We start from the raw sequence: 17,596 nt of genomic DNA, 5'->3' as shown, positions 1-17,596 counted from the left end.
AGAGGACGATGACTGCACCCATCACCGAGACCGAGCAGCCGGGCAGCCGACGCTTCCGTCTGGATGACCGCTACCGCCGCGAGGAAGGCGTCGTGCACCTCTCCGGGATCCAGGCTCTTGTCCGCGTTCTGCTGGACCGCTCCCGGCGTGACAACACGAACGGACTGCGTACCGCGACATTCGTCTCGGGATACGAGGGATCACCACTCGCCGGCTACGACATCGAGTTGGGCCGACGCGGGGCGTTGTTGCACGAGCACGACATCGTCCACAAACCGGGGCTGAACGAGGAGCTCGCCGCGACCGCCGTCATGGGCAGCCAGTTGGCCGGCCAGGTCGGCGCTTCGCGGTGCGACGGCGTCGTGGGCATCTGGTACGGCAAGTCCCCCGGCCTCGATCGCGCCTCCGATGCCCTCCGCCACGCGAACCTGGTGGGAACCGGCCCTTCCGGCGGTGCCGTCGCGTTGGTCGGCGACGACCCGGGAGCCAAGTCGTCCAGCGTGCCGTGTGCCAGCGAGGCGACGCTCGCGGACCTGGCGATCCCGACGCTGTACCCGGCCGATGCCCAGGACGTCCTCGACTTCGGGCTCCACGCGCAGTTCCTCTCCCGGTTCAGCGGCCTGTGGTCGGGCCTGAAGATCACCACCGCCGTGGCGGACTCAGCGTCCACGGCCGTCGTGGCACGCGATCGGATCACGGGCACCGAGGGCGACGGGAGCCCCAGCCCGCACAAACCGAGCTCCATGCTCCTGGGCGCCAACCTCATGGCCCTCGAACGCAGCCTGCACGACATCCGCCTCCCTCGCGCCGCGGAGTACGCCCGGCTTAACGGCCTCAACCGCGTAGTCCAGCGCGGGCCGTCGGACAAAATCGGCATCCTGACATCCGGCAAGACCTATCTCGACGTCCGCGAGGCCCTCCGCATCATCGGCCTCGCCGACAAAGACCTCGCCCGGTACGGCATCAGGATCCTCAAGCTCGGCATGATCTTCCCTCTCGAACGCGATGCCATCGTCGACTTCGCGGACGGTCTCGACCAGCTGGTCGTCGTCGAGGAGAAACGGCCGTTCCTCGAAACCGCCGTCAAGGAGATCCTCTACGGCCGCCCCAACGCCCCGGTCGTCCACGGCAAACAGGACCAGGACGGGCGATCGCTGTTCAGTCACTCAGGAGAGCTCGACGCGGACAGCATCGCCACCGGGCTGTCCAGGGTGCTCGCGCGGCTCGGCATCGATGCCGCTCGCGCATGGCGTCAGCGGCCCAAGGCCCGTGCGGCGTTGTCGCTGCCGCTCCTGGCCCGCAGCCCGTACTACTGCTCGGGGTGTCCGCACAACACCTCGACCACCGCCGGCGGGGACTCGCTGGTCGGCGCTGGGATCGGCTGCCACTCCATGGTCGTGTTCATGGATCCCGAACAGGTCGGCCCGGTCGTCGGCATGACCCAGATGGGCGGGGAAGGGGCTCAGTGGATCGGGATGGAGCCGTTCGTCGACGCCGACCACTTCGTGCAGAACATCGGTGACGGCACCTTCATGCATTCGGGCAGTCTGGGCGTCCGGGCAGCGGTCGCCGCGGGGGTGAACGTCACGTTCAGACTGCTCTACAACGGAACGGTCGCCATGACCGGCGGCCAGGACGCCGTCGGCGCCCTTCCGGTCGACCGGCTCGCCGCCATGCTGCTGCACGAAGGCGTCGCCAAAGTGATCATCACGACGGAGGACAGGGCACGCGTACCCCGGGCCCGGCTTCCGAAGTCGGTGAAGGTTCTGGACCGGGCCGAGATCGAGGGCGCGTTGGCGGAGCTCAAGACCACTGCCGGTGTCACGGTCCTCATCCATGATCAGGAATGCGCCGCCGAGAAACGGCGTGCGCGTCGGCGCGGCAAGGCCGAGGCGCCGACGACGCGAGTCTGGATCAACGAGCGCATCTGCGAGGGTTGCGGTGACTGCGGCCGCAAGTCGAACTGTCTGTCGGTGCACCCGGTCTCGACCGAGTTCGGCCGCAAGACCAGGATCGACCAGTCCTCGTGCAACCTGGACTATTCGTGTCTCGACGGCGACTGCCCGGCGTTCATGACCATCACGCCCGCAGGCAAGCCGAAGCGCGCCGAGCTTCCCGCCCTGGGGGCCACCGACATCGCCGAGCCGGCCCGCACGGCCGGCGCCGACTCCTTCGGCATGCGGATCACCGGGATCGGGGGAACCGGCATCGTCACCATCTCGCAGGTGCTGGCGACCGCGGCCGTCATCGACGGCCGCCACGCCCGCAGCCTCGACCAGACCGGACTGGCCCAGAAGGGCGGCGCGGTCGTCTCCGACATCAAGATCACTGAGGATGTCGTCGAACAGGGCGCCAAGATCGCCGCGGGGCAGTGCGACCTCTATCTCGCGTGCGATCCGCTCGTCGCGACCGACCCGCAGTACCTGTCCGTCGCCTCCGCGGATCGCACCGTCGCCGTCATGACCACGACCGAGATACCCACCGGGCAGATGGTGGTCGACACGGCCGTCAGTTTCCCGGCTCCCGATGTCGTACGTCATGCCGTCCACGACGCAATGCGCCAGCTCATCGCTCTGGACTCCGGCGCGCTGGCCGAGCGGCTGTTCGACGACGAGCAGTACGCCAACATGCTGCTGGTGGGAGCCGCGTACCAAACCGGGCTGCTGCCGATGCCGGCTTCGGCCATCGAAGAGGCCATCGCCCTGAACGGAGTCGCCGTTGAACGCAATGTGCAAGCCTTCCGGCGAGGCCGCCAGGCGGTCGCCGACCCCGAGGCGCTGAGTGCCGCGCTTGCCGGCCCGACGCTCCCAGACGTGGAACTGCGGCTGCCCGCCGGGACCACCGAGCTCGTGGCGTTGGTCACCGATGATGAGGAATCGGAGCTGCATCGCCTCCTCACCGTGCGCGTGGCAGACCTCATCGACTACCAGGACAGGCGCTACGCTCGTGCCTACGTCGACTTCGTCCACACGGTGGCGGCCACGGAGCGCGCTGCCGCCGACGGCTCGACCGAGCTGACCGAGGCTGTCGCCCGCTGTTTCCACAAGCTCATGGCATACAAGGACGAGTACGAGGTCGCACGACTCGCGATTGACCCAGCCGTGGACGACCACATCACCGCGGCATTCGGAAGCGCGAGCCGACGCTCCTACCGCCTGCATCCGCCCGTCCTGCGAGCCCTGGGCATGGAAAGGAAGATCGCTCTCGGAAGCTGGTTCCGCCCGGCCCTCAAACTGCTGCGTGCACTGCGGCGCGTTCGAGGGACCCGCCTCGATGTGTTCGGACTCCAGCACATGCGACGCATCGAGCGTGAACTCGTCGCCGAGTACCGCGAGTCGATCAGCACCGCGCTCGCGCTCCTGAACGAGGAGAACCTGGCCGAAGTCCGCCGACTCGCGGAACTGCCCGATGCGGTCCGTGGATACGAAGGCCTCAAACTCGCGGCCATTGAGCGCTACCAGGCCGAGCAGGCGCGCGTACTCGGCGAGTTGCGGGAGAGCGCGGACCCCGTCCCGACGGAAGCCGGGCAGGGCCGTTGAACTCGATGTGAGGCAGGCCGTCTCGCGGGGGCCACCGGCTCAGGGAGTACGGCCGCGTCCGGACGGGAGGCTCGCTCACAGGTCCGTTGCCCCGCCCCGGACGCGCGCATGGTGAAACTGACACCATGCCGGTTCGGTACGGGACCCGGTCGGCATGATTGGCCACTCCAACGCGACGCCCAGTTGTTCGGTTCCGTGATCGCCCGCCGTGCGGCTATTTCATTCCCGTGGTAGCGATTCCCTCGACGAGGTAGCGCTGGCCCGGTCAGACGCCGAGAGGGCGCCAGCCGGCCGAAGTACCCGGTCTGACCTGCGAGTTCCGGTCCGTTGACCGGCTACACCACCCGGCGGGACGCCATCCGATTCCGTCACTCGCTCCATAACCGACGAGGTGCTGCGGCCCGTGCGGGCCGTTGTGACCGGCGTACTCGGCCAGCCGCCGGCTGTGCTTGCGGCCGACCGAGCTCAGCAGGCCCGGATGTAGTCCCGCATCCGGCGCCGCGCCGACCCGGCCGAATCTTCCGATCACTCGCAGGAACAGGTCCTCGAGCTCGGCGCTCCAGCGTCCACGGACGAAGTCCGCCATCAGGCCGCGATCGTGCGCGTCTCGGCCCGCCGTCCACGGCGGCTTCCCGGAACCGTCCCTGAGACACCGTCAGCCCTGCACGAATGTGGCGCCCGCTACCGCGGCCAGGCCCGCCAACTCCACGCTGTGCCCTGGAAGAAGATCCCCGTGATTCACCGCGACGACGACCGGGGCCACGGCCGCCACGAACAACGACTCGTGCAGGTCGTCACCGTCGACGGCCTGCTCTTCCCGCACGCCGCCCAAGTCCTGCGCATCCAACGCCGCCGTCTCTATGGAGCGAAGAAGTGCTCCAGCGAGACCGTCCACGCCATCACCGACCTGTTCGCCGAGCAGGCAAGAGCAGCCGAGATCGCTTCCTGAGCTCGCGAACCCGGACCGTGGGAAACACCGCCCACTGGGTGCGAGGTGTCGTCTCCGGAGAAGACAAACCCCAGGTCAGGACCCGTAACACGCCTGCCGCGCCCGCCGCCGTCCGCGACTTGATCCGCAGCGCGCCCAAGCTCGCCGGATACGTCAACACCGCCGCCGGACGCCGAGCCCACACCGAACGCCCACGCATCCTCACCCTCCACGGCAATCACCTGATCAAACCGGACGACCCGGGCAAACGCCAGGGTCCCAATTCCGGAGCCGGCACCATCGGTATTCACCGGCTGGATTCTTATATACAGGAAATCAATTTCCCTGATTGCAATCTACGGGCCAGATTAGTGGCACCGCAATCGGGAGGAAATCTCCGTGACATCCGCAGCCACGTCGGCACCCTTTACCCCCTTCTCCGGACCGTTCGCCATCGGCGCCCTTTCGGCCGCGGGCGAGACCAGGTCCCCGGGCCTCGTGGCCCCGGACGGCCGAGCGCTCGACCTGCGTACGGCGCTGGACGAGCCCGCGTTGACCACGCTCGCGCTCCTGGAGCGCTGGGACGAGGAGCGGAGTACACCACCGAGCTCGAAAAGCTGGACGAGGACACTCGGCACCCGCACATCTACGAGCTGACGAAGCCCGAGAACGCCGACCAGTGGGCCACGTCCAACCCGATGAACGAAATGGTCGCCAAGGAAATGCTCAACGACGTCGACCGCGGCGTCTTCGTCGCTCCGCCGGCCTGACCCCATGACCCCGGGGGCCCGGCGCACTCCCCCGCCCTGCCATGCCGCCGAGCCCCCGGCCTGCGTCAACCCACCCAACTCCCAAGGACTGCCATGCACTTCGCCACGTACGAACAGCACGGCCGCAGCCGCGTCGCCACCGTGATGGACGACGGACAGGCCGGGTCATGACCGACACCCCGGACACGAACTCCGCTCCTCCTCCCACAGCGGACGCGGCGGAACTCCAGGAGTTGCTTCCCGGGATCCACGCCTGGGTGCAGCCGGACGGGACCTGGTGGGTCAACAACGCCGGCGCGGTGGCCGGCGACGACGGGGTCCTGGTGATCGACACCTGTGCCACCGCGGCTCGCACCCGCCGCTTTCTCGACGCCGTGGACACGGCCACCGGCGGGGCGCCCGTCCGGCTGGCGGTGAACACCCATCAGCACGGTGACCACACCTACGGCAACAGCCTCCTCCCCTCCACGACAGTGATCGTCGGGCACAGCCGGATGCGGGAAGGGCTTCAGGCCGACCCGGTCATCGACGGCTGTCCTCCGCTGTGGAATCCGGTCCCGGACTGGGGGCCGGTGACCCGCAGGCTTCCCGACATCTCGGCCGGCTCCGCACTCACCCTGCACGTTGCAGGTCGGCGGATCGAACTGCTGCACCCCGGCCGCTCGGCGCACACCACCGGAGATCTGATCGCCTGGCTGCCCGAAGAACGCGTGCTGTTCTCCGGCGATCTGGTGTTCGCCGGACTCACCCCGCTGGTCTTCATGGGCTCGGTGGACGGGGCCCTCGCTGCGGTCGACTGGCTGGAGTCCCTGCGACCCGACGTCGTCGTCCCCGGTCACGGCCCGGTCCTCACCGACACCGGCATCACCCGGGTCCTGGAGGAGCACCGCCGCTATTACCGGCTCATCCTCGACACCGCCCAGGACGGGCTCTCCCGGGGTCTGACGCCCCTGCAGGCCGCCCGCCAGGTCGACCTGGGCGAGTTCACGGGTTGGGGCGACGCCGAACGGATCGTGCTCAACCTGCACCGCGTCTACGCCGACCACGCCGGCCGGGACCTCGACGTGATCGCCGCCTTCGGGGACGCGGTCGCCTGGCTCGGCCGCCCGATGCACACCTCCGTCTGAAGGGAAGCGCGACTGTGCGGTTCGTGACCTACGCCGACGACGACGGTGATCGGGTCGGCGTCCTCCACCACGACCAGGTCCATCCCCTGGGCCGCGGCGTCACGATGCTCGGCCTCCTGCGCGACGGCACCCTGCGGGCGGCCGGGGAGCAGGCCCTGGCGGCGCCCGCCGAGACCCGGGCGGTCGGCGACCTTCGGCTGCGCGCGCCGATCCCCGATCCTCCCGCTGTGCGGGACTTCATGACCTTCGAACGGCACGTCGAAGGTGTCTCCAGACTCGGCGGACCCGACGCGACCGTCCCCGAGCGCTGGTACGAGGCACCCGCGTTCTACTTCACCAACCCCTACGCGATCCTCGGCCCCGCCGAAGACGTCCCCGTACCGCCCGGCAGCCGGATGTTCGACCTGGAGCTGGAGGTCGCCGCCGTCATCGGCCGCACCGGCCGCGACATCCACCCCGACGACGCCGACGCCTACGTCGCCGGCTACACCATCCTCGTCGACTGGTCGGCCCGCGACGTCCAGTTCGCCGAGATGCAGGTCCGGCTCGGCCCCACCAAGGGCAAGGACACCGCCACCACCCTCGGACCGGTCCTGGTCACCCCCGACGAGCTGCAACCCTGGCGCACCGACACCGCGTTCGACCTGACGATGACCGTCGACGTCAACGGCGAACGGCTGGGGCAGGACCGCTGGTCGTCCATGGCGTTCTCCTACGCCGACATGATCGCCTACGCCTCCCGTGGCACCGAGATCCGCCCCGGCGACGTCCTCGGCTCCGGCACCTGCGGCGGCGGCTGCCTCGCCGAACTGTGGGGTCGCGAAGGCCTGAACGCCCACCGCCCCCTGCAACCCGGCGACGTCGTCACCGTCACCGTCGAACAACTCGGCACCCTGACCACCCGCGTCGTCCCAGGAGCCGAGCCGATTCCCATCCCACCCGCACGACGGGGCCGGTAGGCCCAGTCCGTCCGGAACGGCGACCCCCGTGGGGTCGCCCTCGCCCGCCCAGCCGAACAGACGGTCACCACGCCCCCGAACACCCCTCGGCGGCCATCCTGCCGGTCCGGCAGACGTCGTAGCCGTGAAGCCCGAAACCAGTACACGTCCAGCATTGCGAGGAGAGTCCTGTGAACGAGTTCGTCATCGTCGGTGCGAAGGTGTTCGACGGCGAGAAGAACCTGGGCCAGGTCGACGTGCACGTCGCCGACGGCGTCATCGTCTCGGTGGGCGGGCCGCGTGTCACCGGGGTGGAAGTCGTCGACGCCACCGGCGCAACCCTGCTGCCGGGCCTGATCGACGCACACACCCACACAGACGCCGCGATGCTGCGCCAGGCGCTGACCTTCGGCGTCACCACCGAACTCGACATGGGCTCGGTCCCCGCCACCATGATTCCGCTGCGCGCCGAGGTCGAGGCCGACCGGACTTTCGCGGACGTGCGGAGCGCCTCCTTTTCGCTCACCCACCTCGACGGCCACCCTCATCAGTTCCGGAAGGGCCTCAACGATCCGGTCTGGCCGACCGCGACCACCGTGGCGCAGGCGGCCGGGTTCGTCGAGGATCGGATCAGCGAGGGCGCCGACTACATCAAGCTGATAGCCGAGAGCGGCGAGGCGTTCGGCTTCCAGTTGCCGCACGTACCACTGGAGATTCACGCCGCCGTGATCGCCGAGGCGCACGCTCGCGGGAAGATGGTGATGGCCCACGCCATGACGCTGCACGAGACCGAACAGATGGTCGACGCCGGCGCCGACGGCCTCGCCCATCTGTTCGCCGACACGGCCCACACCCCGGAGATCGTCGACCGCATCGCAAGCGCGAACGTGGTCGTGGTGCCGACACTGACTCCCCTTGCCTCCATCGTCGGGCTGTCGCACAGCACGGACCTGGCGCAAGATCCCCGCGTTGCGGGAAAGCTTGCGCCGGAATTGCGGGCGCACCTCTCCGACACGTTCGGCGGCTTGCCCGCCTCGCACTTCGACATGGCACTGGCCACGATCGCCGCCCTGCGCCAGGCTGGGGTCGACGTGATCGCAGGCACCGACGCCGCGGCTCTGGCCGTGCGCGGCGTGACCCACGGAGCAAGTCTGCACGGCGAGCTGCAACTGCTCGTACAGGCCGGTTTCAGCCCCACCGAAGCCCTGCGCTCGGCGACTTCACTGACAGCACGACGGTTCGGCCTCCACGATCGGGGCCGCGTCGAGCAAGGCCTGCGGGCAGATCTCGTCCTGGTCGACGGTGATCCCACCACGACCATCAACGACAGCCTGTCGATTCGCGCGGTCTGGCGACAGGGCACCCGCCTCGCGGCCGCATCCACGCTCGGCTCCCTCAGCCTGTGAATCCCCGCCTGCTGAGGGCCTCCACCGTCACCGGCAGACGGTCCAGCGGACGGCCGCGCAGAATGGGCTTCACCAACCTCTGAGCACACGTGAAGGCGTTCCCCGGCAGTTCGCTCGCGTCCTGAACCCCGGTGGCCGACTCGGCATCGCCTGCGCCCGGCCATTCCAGGAATTCGTCGAAGGACCGGCTGGTCGGCCCGGTTCGGGGCTGCCGCACGGCAGTGGTCACCTGACGAAGTCCCGTACGGCACGGGCGATTTCCTCCTCGCCCGTGCTCTCCGCGCCGCCCAGGGCGAGCAGCCTGTGCGGCACGTGCACCAGCGTCTGAGCCACGTATAAGGCCGAGGCGCCCGGCAGGCAGGGTTCGACCAGCACGACGTCGGCATGGTGGGCGGCCAGTACGGCAGTGCGCAGCCCGACCTCGTCGAAGGGGCGGATGGTCGCCGCATAGAGGACGGCAAGGTCCATGCCGACCGTGGCGCGCAGCACCGGGTCGAGCGTGGGGCCGACGGCGATCACCACGCCGTCGAGTCCTTCCCGCACCAGTTCGAACCCGCCGGTCAGTGCGTGGGCTGCGGAGTTGGCCCGCGCGGACACGTGGACGTAGGCGCGGTCCTCGCGTGCCATGGCGTCCGCGACCACCTGACGCACTTCGTCGGGGTGGCCGGGGACATGCACGGCCCAATCCGGGGCCATGGCGTACCGGATCAGTTCCTCCTCGGTCCCGTAGCCGACGAGGACCGTGCCGGAGGAGGTTTGGGGAAGGGGCGTGGCAAGGGCTTCCGCCGCGGCGATCAGCATGTCGGTGGGCACGGGACGTTCCTCCTGGGGGGCAGGCACCGTCGGCAGACCAAGATCTGTCGGGGCATGCGGGAATCCATGAGTTCCATGAAATTCCCACAAGACGCGGGAAGGAACTCGCGTTAATTTTTCCACAGCTTTCCCGACCGGAGCTCAATGGTGTAGAAATCTGCAACCAGAGTGACCGCCGGAAGCGAATCAATACCGCTCACCAAAATATCCCGCCACTCCCGCGGCCGCAAGGACGGACATCAATGTGACCAGGGAACAAGAAGGTAACCACCACGAGCCGAAAACCCGGCGAGTCGAGCGACAGCAGCGCGCAATACTTCATGCACTGTTCCGCAAAATGGGAGATAAGTGGTCACTGCCCGTCCTGTCGTTCATCGACCCGGACGGAGCACGTTTCGCCGAGCTGCGGCGGAACGTGGACGGCATCAGCGGCCGCATGCTGACCGCCACCCTCCGCAGCCTCGAACAGGACGGTCTGGTCATCCGTATCGTCCGCCCGACCGCGCCGCCGCAGGTGGACTACCAGCTCACACCGGACGGCCGGGCTCTACTCAACGCCATCGACTGCCTCGCCGCCCGGTACGCCGACCACTACGAGAAGCCACCCGCCGTCGAGCCCGGCATGGAATCCGAGCCGGCACACGGGAGCCCCTAGCCACCCGAAACCGCCTTGCCCGACCCCTCACCCAGAATTAACCCCCTCCCTAAGTTTCACAACTTATTTCACCAGCCAGGAAGATCCGTATGCTGGACAAGCGAGTGGAACTCTCCATACGATCTCCGAGGAGACACCCCCTTGCCGCTCCTGGTGTGCCGAGTATCGATCAGCTCAGGCACGCTTGACGGGATACCGCTCCCCCTTGCCCCGGACCGGCATGAAATACCGGCCCCGAAAGCAGGAATTCTCATGTCCGATACCAGGAAATCCACTTCTGAGACACATCCTGTCGTCCATGTGATCGCAGGGCCGACCGGCGTCGGCAAGAGTGCGGCCGCCACCGCCATGGCCCAGCTCACCGGCGCGCCGATCGTCGTCGCCGACCGGCTGCAGTGCTTCGTGGACATGGCCACCACAAGCGCCCGGGCGGGGGCCGACGTGCCGAGCGTGCGTCGGTACTGGCTCGGCGACCGCACCGTCGCGGACGGCGACCTCTGCGCGAACGAGGCGGCGGACGCGCTGATCACGCTGGTCCAGCAGCAGGCCACACAGCATCGGCACCGTTTCGTGATCGTCGAGGGCGGATCCATCTCGCTGCTGCGGGAGCTGTCCGCCCGCTCGGCCGAGCTGCCCTGGCGCCTGAGCATACGTCTGCTGCCGCTGCCCGATCACGACCACTACCTCGCCACGCTCACCCGTCGAGCACGCGTCATGCTCACCGCGTCACCCCCGGACAGGACCCTGATCGACGAACTGGCCACGCTCTGGCACGATCCCCGGCAACGGCTGTTCGTGGCCTCCGTGAACGGTTTCGAAGCAGTCCTCGAATGCTGCGCCAAGTACTCACTCGATGTGGAGTCCCTGGCCAAGCGGCAGCTTCCCGAACAACTGCTGACGCGGATGGCCGAGTTGATCGCCGTACGCCACGCGGAGCACGGTCGTCTGCAGCACCGGGTGTTCTCCGAGATCTTCGAGACCCTCATCCGCGAACCCGGGCCGGACCTCGACATGATGCAGGTCGCCGTATGAGGCTGGCCTCCAAGCGGGTGCCCCCACCGGGCACGGCTCTCGGCGATGTCACCTGCCCCACGCCCGATTTCGGCCACATCGTGGCATCCCGCCCCCTGGATGTCCGCGCGCCCCGCACCGGCGACGAGCTCCGCGACATCGTTGCCGTCGCCGGCCCGCAGGGTGTACCGGTCTCCGCGCGGGGCTGCGGGTACTCGATGTACGGCCAGGGACAGGCCGAGGGCGGACACCTCATCGACATGCGCGCGTTGAACGCGGTGCACCGCACGGCGGACGAGCGGACCCTGGTCGCCGAGGCGGGCGCGACATGGCGCGACGTCGTACGGGCCGCCCTCGCCGAGGGTCTCGCGCCGCCGGTGCTCCCCGACCATCTCGGTGCCAGTGTCGGCGGAACGCTGAGCACCGGTGGCTTCGGTGCGTCCAGCCACCGGTACGGCCTCGTCGCCGACGCGGTGAGTGAAGTGGAGGTCGTCACCGGCACCGGCGAACAGGTGACCTGCTCGCGCCGACACCGGCCCGACCTGTTCGACACGGTCCTGGCCGGCCTCGGCCAGTGCGCGCTGATCGTCCGGGCCACCCTCCGCCTGGTGCCCGCACCTGCTCTCGTACGCCGCTACCGCCTCCACTACACGCTCCCCGGGCCGTACTTCGCCGATCAGCGCCGCCTCGCTCACCACGACCACTTCACCCATGTCTCCGGCCAGGCGCGGCCCGCACTCGCCGGAGCCTGGGACTACGTGATCGAAGCCGTCACCCCGCACACCGGTCGGCTTCCCCCGGACGACGCCGCGCTGACCGACGGTCTCCGTCACGACCGTGACGTCGAGGAGATCGAGGACCTTTCCTACGCGGAGTTCCTCCACCGCATGGACCGCGACGAGCGCATCCTGCGTGTCACCGGCGAATGGGAACGCCCGCATCCGTGGCTGACGCTCCTGGTCCCGGAGGCGGCAGCCGTCTCCTTCGTCCCGACGATCCTGGCCGACAGCGGCCAGCAGGGACTGCGCACGTGCGGAACGGTCCAGCTGCGCCCCCTCGACTCCGGTCGACTGCGCGCTCCCATGCTGCGCAAACCGGCGGGGGAAGACTTGTGCCTGGTCTCCCTGATGCGCACGGCACCGCCCGCCGACGCGGACGCGGTGCGGCAGGCGCTCGCCGCCAACCGGGAGCTGTACGAGCGGGCACGGGAGCTGGGCGGGACCCTCCACGCGGTCAGCGCCGTGCAGATGACTCCGCGGGACTGGCAGGCCCACTTCGGGCCGGCCTGGGAGGGCTTCGCGCGGGCCAAGACGCAGTACGACCCGCACCGGATCCTCACTCGGGGGTACGACCTGTGGCCGTGACCGGAGTAACCGTCTTCTGCGGGTCCGCGCCCGGGTCGCGCCCCGGCTATCTGCGTACGGCCGCCCAGTTCGGGCATGCCCTGGCCGAGGCCGGTCTGCGCCTGGTCTACGGCGGTGCCCGCTCGGGGCTCATGGGCGCGGTCGCCGACGCGGCCCTGGCCGCCGGGGGCACCGTGACCGGAGTCGTGCCACGCCGCATGCTGCCGTACGAGATCGCGCACACGGGGCTGACTGAGCTGGAGGTGGTGGCGGACATCCACGTGCGCAAGGCACGGATGGCCGAGCTGGGTGACGCCTTCGTGGCGCTGCCGGGCGGCCTGGGCACGGCGGAGGAACTGCTGGAAGCGGTTTCCTGGGCCCAGTTGCACATCCACCGCAAGCCCTGCGTCCTGCTGGACCCGGACGGCTTCTACCGTCCGCTGCTGGCCTTCCTGGAACATGCCCGGGACGAGGGCTTCCTCAGGACCGGGGACCTGGAGCGGATCACGGTGTGCACTTCGGCACGGGAAGTGGTGGAACTGCTGGCGGGCACCTCCGGCGGGACATCCCCGGGCACTCGCGCCGAGCGGTCCGGTGCTCCGGCTCCGATACGGCTGCCACAGGGCCGGACGGCGTTCCTGTTCTCGGGCGCCGGATCCCAGCAGCCCGGCATGGGCCGCGAACTCCACGCGGAGTTCCCGGTGTTCGCGGCCGCCCTCGACGAAGTCTGCGCGCTCCTCGACCCGTACCTCGATCTGCCGCTGCGGGACGTGATGTTCGCCGAGGCGGGCACCCGGACCTCGGCGCTGCTCGACCGGATCGCGTTCGGGAATCCGGCCATCTTCGCGCTCCAGGTCGCGCAGTACCGGCTGCTGGAGAGCTGGGGGCTGGAACCGAACGTGGTGTTCGGATACTCGGCGGGGCGCATGGCCGCGGCGCACGTCACCGGTGTCTTCTCCCTGGCGGACGCCTGTCGCGCGGTAGGCGTCCAGTACCGGCTGATGGACGCGCTGGCGGGCCAGGGGGCGATGGCCGCGATGGAGGCCGCGCCACAGGAGCTGCCACCGACACCCGGGGTGGTGGTCGCGGCGGTCAACGGCCCCAGAGCCGTGGTCGTCTCGGGCGACCGGGACGCGGTGACGGCCCTGCACGAGGCGTGGACGGTTCGCGGCCACCGGAGTCGGCTGCTCCGCGTGAGCGTGGCCGCGCACTCTCCGCAGCTCGATCCGATCCTGGACGACGTCCTCAGGACGCTGAGGACGTTGCGCCTCGCGGTACCGCACACCACGCTGATCTCCGACATCACGGCGGAGCCGGTCGGGGCCGAGGCGATCACACCGGAGTTCTGGGTACGAGAGCTGCGCGAACCCGTCCGGTTCGCGGACGCGGTCGGCCGGCTACACAAGGACGGTGTGACGACCTGTCTCGAACTGGGCCCGGGCGACGTGCTGACCGGCATGCTCGGCGGCTGCCTCCCCGACACCGACCGGCCCCTGACGGCACTGGCGATGTACCGGGACTGGCAGGCTCTGCGCGCGGGGGCCGACATGCCCCGCTGATCCAGTCAGCCGCGATCAGTGGCGCCTGCCAGTCGGCTTCCGGGGGAACACGTTGGGATGGACCAGCATCGCGACGCGGTAGAGGTCGCGGGGCAGCTGACTCGGCAGCTGCGGCAGCAGGGAGTCGAGCCGCCCGAACGTCGAAGTCGGTCCCCAGGTGGACGTGACGACGACGAGCCGCTGCCCGTCCTCGATTCCCAGGGCACGGCGGTAGGACTCCCGCCCGGGCCAGCCGGCCGTGATCCGGTCAACGCACGGATCACCCGCCACATGAGCCACCGCGAGCGCCTCCGGACAGGACCGGCCGAGTTCCTCCAGGTCCCGGTCATGGGCGTAGACGATCGCCGCCGGGACCAGTCGCCCCTCGTGCATCAGGTGCTGCTGGCTCAGCATCCCGGGAGACCTCCGCTCTCCTGGTGCCAGTGTGCTCACATCGGTGAGCAGTTTGATCTGTCCTGCCCCGTGCGAGATACGTACGACCGGTGTCCGCGCTCGGCGACTTCACTGACAGCACGACGGTTCGGCCTCCACAATCGGGGCCGCGTCGAGCAAGGCCTGCGGGCAGATCTCGTCCTGGTCGACGGTGATCCCACCACGACCATCAACGACATCCTGTCGATTCGCGCGGTCTGGCGACAGGGCACCCGCCTCGCGGCCGCATCCACGCTCGGCTCCCGGTGAACCCGCCAGGAGCGACAAGGGCGCAGGGCCCTGGCGTTTGCCCTGGTCGTCCGGTTTGATCAGGTGATGCCGTAGAGGGTGAGGACGTGTGGGCGTTCGGTGTGGGCTCGGCGTCCGGCGGCGGTGTTGACGTATCCGGCGAGCTTGAGCACGCTGCGAATCTCAGCCCGGTCCGTGCGACCGCCTCCGCCAGGTCCTGTACCCGAAGAACACCCCTTCCCTGATGCTTGAACTCGCTCAAGCATCAGGGAAGTCGGCTGTCCAGCTCAGAGGCTGTTCGGCAGCGCGACGGTGGGGCGGGGTGGCGTGGGCATGTTGCCGCCGATGAAGAAGCTGGGGTGCGGGGGCTGGTTGTAGGCAGTGTTCTGCCAGGCCAGGGCCGTGCGGTACTGAGTGTCGTGGAGGAGGGTCGTGATCCGCGTATTGGTCTGGTACGGCGTGGAGTAGATCCGCAGGGCCGTGTTGTTGGACGTCGGCCAGATGACCTCCTCGCGCCAGTCGCCGAGGATGTCGCCGGACAAGGACGGCGTCGACTTGGTGCCGTTGTTGGAGTGGACCCCGGAGCCGGTGAGCAGGCGGGTGTCTCCGGAGGTGCCGTACTTGTCGATGTGGGTGCCGTCGAGGAGTTCGCGCGTGGTGTCGCCGTCCCACCACGCCAGGAAGTTGGTGGACCCGGGCTTGCGACTGGAGACCACCGCGCCCTTGGGGTTGCGGACGCCGCTGACGAGCGACGACCACGACTCGGCGCCCGCGCTGCCGGACCAGATGTCACCGGACACGCCCCGGCCGTTGTCGCCGCCGGCCGGGGTGGACCAGAGGACCTGGCCGGTCCTCGCGTCCGCCATCCAGGAGGACGGCTTGGAGCTGTCCTCGTCGACCTTGAACTCCTCCAGACCCGGCCGGGACGGGTCGAGGTCGCCCACGTGCATCGCGTCCCCGTGGCCGTTCCGCGTCGTCCACAGGCCGTTGCCGTTGTCGTCGACGGCCATCGCGCCGTAGACGACCTCGTCCTTGCCGTCCCCGTCCACGTCCGCGACCGACAGCTGGTGGTTGCCCTGGCCGGCGTAGCCGCTGTTGGCGTTGGAGTCGAAGGTCCACCGGCGGGTGAACTTCCCGTTCCGCCAGTCCCAGGCCGCGATCACCGCGCGGGTGTAGTAGCCACGAGCCATGATCAGCGAAGGTCGGGAACCGTCCAGGTAGGCCGTGCCCGCCAGGAACCGGTCCACGCGGTTGCCGTAGGAGTCCCCCCAGGACGACACCGTGCCCCGGGCTGGGACGTAGTCGACGGACTGCATCGCCTTGCCCGTCTGCCCGTTGAACATCGTCAGGTACTCGGGGCCGGACAGCACGTAGCCCGAGGAGTTGCGGTGGTCGGCCGAGGAACTGCCTATGACCGCGCCGGTTCCGTCCTTCGTTCCGTCGGCGGTCTTCATGGCGACCTCGGCCTTGCCGTCGCCGTCGTAGTCGTAAACCTGGAACTGCGTGTAGTGCGCGCCGGAACGGATGTTGCGGCCCAGGTCGATCCGCCACAGGCGAGTGCCGTCGAGCTTGACGCCGTCGACGATCGTGTTGCCCGTGTACCCGGACTGGGAGTTGTCCTTGGCGTTCGTCGGCTGCCACTTCAGAACGATGTCCATGGCACCGTCGCCGTCGAGGTCGCCGACAGAGGCGTCGTTGGCCTCGTAGGTGTACGGCGAGTTGCCCGGTGAAGTGCCCCCTGACGGCGGGGAAATCGGCACGTCCTTGTACCCGGTGCGGAACTGGAGCGCGTGTTCGGACGGCGCCTGCTCGACGCCGTTCACCACCGCGCGCACCGTGTAGTCGGCCGAGTCCGCGGCGCCGGCGTCCAGGTAGTTCGTCGAGGTGGTCAGGGGCGAGGAGTTGAGTCTGGTGCCGCCGCGGTAGACGTTGAAGGCCACGTCGTTCGGGTCAGTGGCCAGCCACCGCCACGACACCAGGTTCCCGCTGCCGGTGTGGACGCTGGTCAGTCCCCGGTCGAGGCGTTCCACCTGCCGCGCGGTCGCGGCGTGCGCGGCCTGCGGCAGGCCGGTGAGCGCGGAGACGGCCAGCGCGGTGGCGGCCGTCAAGCCGCCGAACAGCCGCTTGCTCGACCGGCGTTGGTATCGCCATGGAGGCGATGCGGTGCGCGGATGCCGGTGCGGGTCGGCCACGATAACCTCCGATGTGTGGGGGGTGCGAAGATCGCGGAGACAGCGCTCCGACCACAGCGTGGGAACGCTCCCATTCGCTGCGAGGGTAGAAATTCACTGATAGCCCGTCAAGCATTCTGTTGACTTTCCCTGTTCGAGCGTGTTCGAGCGCGAGCCGACGAGATGCCCGTGCGCAGCCTCGTCCCCGCCGCTGCCTTCCTTCTGAAAGAGCACTTGAACTGGTATGACTCCCGCCGTTTCAGACAGCTCACAGCCGAGGCACGGCGAGCACCCGCCCACAGGATCGCACTGCTTCTTCCATGGATCGGTGTGCAACGGTTGACAGCTTCGTGCCCGATCGAGAAGCTGCGTGATGCACCTCCGGTTCGTTGTGGTGCGATTGCGCACTTCCGTCGCAACAGCTCTGTGATCGTTCACAGGTCCGATCTGGAGGGCGGCCCTGGCATGTCAAGGCCGCCCTCTTCGACACGTGCCACTCGTCAGCACTCCTGCCTTAGATGTCGCCGCACCGAGGGAGGCAGCATCGGCCGGATCGCACGCGGCTACACCAACTCCTGGGGCTTGAGCGTCAGTTGTCACCCTCACTCGCCTTGCCCCCGAGAGTCCCTTTCTCGCTGACCCGCTCTCCGCCGGCCGCGACGTCTCACCCACGGCC

At 68.9% G+C, this 17,596-nt stretch carries 13 protein-coding genes and 1 pseudogene; 11 read left to right on the top strand and 3 right to left on the bottom strand.

The annotated features are described in order from the left end of the window. Nucleotides 1–8: 8 nt before the first annotated feature. From BFN33_RS21285 to BFN33_RS21255, 6 genes are all read left to right on the top strand, one after another. Nucleotides 9–3,539 carry an indolepyruvate ferredoxin oxidoreductase family protein gene (locus BFN33_RS21285; RefSeq protein WP_069761656.1) on the top strand — a complete coding sequence of 1,177 codons (3,531 nt, stop codon included), beginning with the start codon at nt 9–11 and terminating at the stop codon, nt 3,537–3,539. 733 nt (nt 3,540–4,272) lie between these two features. Beyond that, nucleotides 4,273–4,488, top strand: coding sequence for a hypothetical protein (locus BFN33_RS54400; RefSeq protein ID WP_069761654.1), 216 nt, complete (start codon nt 4,273–4,275; stop codon nt 4,486–4,488). Nucleotides 4,489–4,505: 17 nt separating this feature from the next. Next, nucleotides 4,506–5,237 (top strand): hypothetical protein, encoded by a 732-nt coding sequence (locus BFN33_RS54395; protein WP_256122811.1) that lies wholly within the window; start codon nt 4,506–4,508, stop codon nt 5,235–5,237. Between the two features lie 167 nt (nt 5,238–5,404). Continuing rightward, on the top strand, nt 5,405–6,364 hold the full coding sequence (locus tag BFN33_RS21265; protein WP_069761652.1) for an MBL fold metallo-hydrolase: 960 nt from the start codon (nt 5,405–5,407) through the stop codon (nt 6,362–6,364). 14 nt (nt 6,365–6,378) lie between these two features. After that, complete coding sequence (locus BFN33_RS21260; protein ID WP_069761651.1) at nt 6,379–7,323, top strand: fumarylacetoacetate hydrolase family protein; 945 nt, start codon at nt 6,379–6,381, stop codon at nt 7,321–7,323. Between the two features lie 236 nt (nt 7,324–7,559). Then, nucleotides 7,560–8,708, top strand: coding sequence for an amidohydrolase family protein (locus tag BFN33_RS21255; RefSeq protein WP_176742430.1), 1,149 nt, complete (start codon nt 7,560–7,562; stop codon nt 8,706–8,708). Between the two features lie 225 nt (nt 8,709–8,933). On the opposite strand, the gene BFN33_RS21245 is transcribed toward BFN33_RS21255, so the two are convergent. Next, entirely contained in the window at nt 8,934–9,521 is a 588-nt protein-coding gene (locus tag BFN33_RS21245; RefSeq protein WP_069761648.1) for a transketolase, read from the bottom strand. A 337-nt stretch (nt 9,522–9,858) separates the two neighbouring features. Between BFN33_RS21245 and BFN33_RS21240 the strand changes: the two genes are divergently transcribed. The 4 genes from BFN33_RS21240 to BFN33_RS21225 all read left to right on the top strand — a co-directional run bounded on the left by BFN33_RS21240 (nt 9,859) and on the right by BFN33_RS21225 (nt 14,089). Further along, nucleotides 9,859–10,176, top strand: a complete 318-nt coding sequence (locus BFN33_RS21240; RefSeq protein WP_069761647.1) for a helix-turn-helix domain-containing protein — start codon at nt 9,859–9,861, stop codon at nt 10,174–10,176. A 252-nt stretch (nt 10,177–10,428) separates the two neighbouring features. Next, on the top strand, nt 10,429–11,208 hold the full coding sequence (locus BFN33_RS21235) for an isopentenyl transferase family protein (RefSeq protein ID WP_069761646.1): 780 nt from the start codon (nt 10,429–10,431) through the stop codon (nt 11,206–11,208). Further along, complete coding sequence (locus BFN33_RS21230; protein WP_069761645.1) at nt 11,205–12,551, top strand: FAD-binding protein; 1,347 nt, start codon at nt 11,205–11,207, stop codon at nt 12,549–12,551. The genes BFN33_RS21235 and BFN33_RS21230 overlap by 4 nt, the downstream gene beginning before the upstream one ends. After that, complete coding sequence (locus tag BFN33_RS21225; protein WP_256122810.1) at nt 12,548–14,089, top strand: TIGR00730 family Rossman fold protein; 1,542 nt, start codon at nt 12,548–12,550, stop codon at nt 14,087–14,089. Before BFN33_RS21230 ends, BFN33_RS21225 begins: the two co-directional genes overlap by 4 nt. Before the next feature lie 15 nt (nt 14,090–14,104). Here the strand turns inward: BFN33_RS21225 and BFN33_RS54390 are convergent, their stop codons facing one another. After that, nucleotides 14,105–14,482 carry a hypothetical protein gene (locus BFN33_RS54390; RefSeq protein WP_256122809.1) on the bottom strand — a complete coding sequence of 126 codons (378 nt, stop codon included), beginning with the start codon at nt 14,480–14,482 and terminating at the stop codon, nt 14,105–14,107. Between the two features lie 87 nt (nt 14,483–14,569). Here BFN33_RS54390 and BFN33_RS54385 point away from each other — a divergent pair. Continuing rightward, nucleotides 14,570–14,770, top strand: a pseudogene (locus BFN33_RS54385) (amidohydrolase family protein); the annotation flags it as partial. A 266-nt stretch (nt 14,771–15,036) separates the two neighbouring features. Here BFN33_RS54385 and BFN33_RS21215 read toward each other — a convergent pair. Beyond that, complete coding sequence (locus BFN33_RS21215; protein ID WP_069761643.1) at nt 15,037–16,941, bottom strand: rhamnogalacturonan lyase; 1,905 nt, start codon at nt 16,939–16,941, stop codon at nt 15,037–15,039. Nucleotides 16,942–17,596: the final 655 nt, after the last annotated feature.

Origin of the sequence: Streptomyces sp. LUP47B (assembly GCF_001746295.1) — a bacterium.
Lineage (GTDB): Bacteria > Actinomycetota > Actinomycetes > Streptomycetales > Streptomycetaceae > Streptomyces.
Note: the sequence above shows the minus strand (reverse complement) of the source record. Positions and strands in the feature narration are given on the sequence as shown.